General features: G+C 27.3%; 1 protein-coding gene. It reads left to right on the top strand.

Annotation, left to right across the window (positions count from 1 at the left end; all coding sequences use genetic code 11):
• Window positions 1-856 precede the first annotated feature (856 nt).
• Window positions 857-1,168, top strand: coding sequence for a nucleotidyltransferase family protein (locus FGM02_RS17585; protein ID WP_139959888.1), 312 nt, complete (start codon window positions 857-859; stop codon window positions 1,166-1,168).
• The last annotated feature ends 106 nt before the right edge of the window (window positions 1,169-1,274 follow it).

Below are 1,274 nucleotides of genomic sequence, written 5' to 3'. Positions count from 1 at the left end.
AGGTTTGTGTTTTTTTATTATGTCACTTCTACTTATTTATCTATTTTTAGGTCGACTAAGATAAAAACACAAAATAAGTATAAGCTTAGTGCTCGGCTGAGAATCTTGCGATTATCAACTCCCACACTAACTTTATACAAAACCGTTGTATATAACGGGGGATTTCAAAACAGAAATCCACACACAGTATCACAACGTTAGAAAAAACTCGGCGAACCCAGCCGTATCTGAAAATTATTCTGGAGAGATTTTTTTAATTCCACTACTCTACTTTGCCGAGAATTTTAAAGATAAATTACTAGAAAAAAATAGCGGAAAATATTCACGGAATTCTTACTCAAATGTTGAGAAAAAAACTTCACGGGATTTAAATAAATACGGATTAAAAATAATTATGAGATTTAGCAACTTGCGGAATAAATGGCGGATTAGAATATTTCTTCAAAAAAATAATGTAAACGTCCGAGAAATTTTATTTCACAAAAAATTATAGAAAAGTGATTCAAATAAATCTCAAAAAATCAATACAATGATAAATTAGAGATTAATTAAAATTTTGAGAAAAACTCAGCTGCGTGTCCGCTATATACAACACCGCATAAAGTTAAAGTGGGGTTTAGTCTTTCCACAAAGTTTTCTGTTTGTTTATTATGTCGCTTATACTTATTTATCTATTTTTAACTCAATTAAAATAAAAACATAAAATAAGTATAAACTTAGTAATCGGCCGAGAATTTAACGATCATCAAATCCCACTCTAACTTTATACAAAACCGTTAACTGCAAGCGAATAAAAAAACATTAAAAATTAGAAAATCATTTAAATAATGTAAATTTGTATCTAAAGCTGATAATTATGATACAAAAACTTCTTTCTAATAAAATTAATGAACTACGAAATATTTGTAGTTCATTGAAAGTTAAAAAGTTATATGCTTTTGGCTCTGTTGTATCAAATCAATTTAAACCAGAAAGCGACATTGACTTTTTAATAACTTTTGATGAAGATATTTCTGTAGAACAATACACAGAAAACTACTTCTCTCTTCACTATAAATTAAAAGAAATCTTTAATCGAAAAATTGACTTAGTTACTGAGAAATCATTGAAAAACCCATATTTCATTGAAAGTATTAATGAATCTAAAGAATTAATATATGAAGCGTGAAGTTAAAAAGTATCTTTACGATATAAAAACATCGATAGAATCTATTAATGAATATTTAGGAAATGAAAGAGATTTCTTCAAATACGAAGAAAACAAGATTCTGAGA

Source organism: Flavicella sediminum (assembly GCF_006381105.1).
Lineage (GTDB): Bacteria > Bacteroidota > Bacteroidia > Flavobacteriales > Flavobacteriaceae > Flavicella > Flavicella sediminum.
This window is presented reverse-complemented; position numbering and strand designations above follow the sequence as displayed.

Bases quoted from the DNA above. Each gene is read 5' to 3' on its own strand.
- FGM02_RS17585 (WP_139959888.1), top strand. From the start codon at position 857: ATGATACAAAAACTTCTTTCTAATAAAATTAATGAACTACGAAATATT.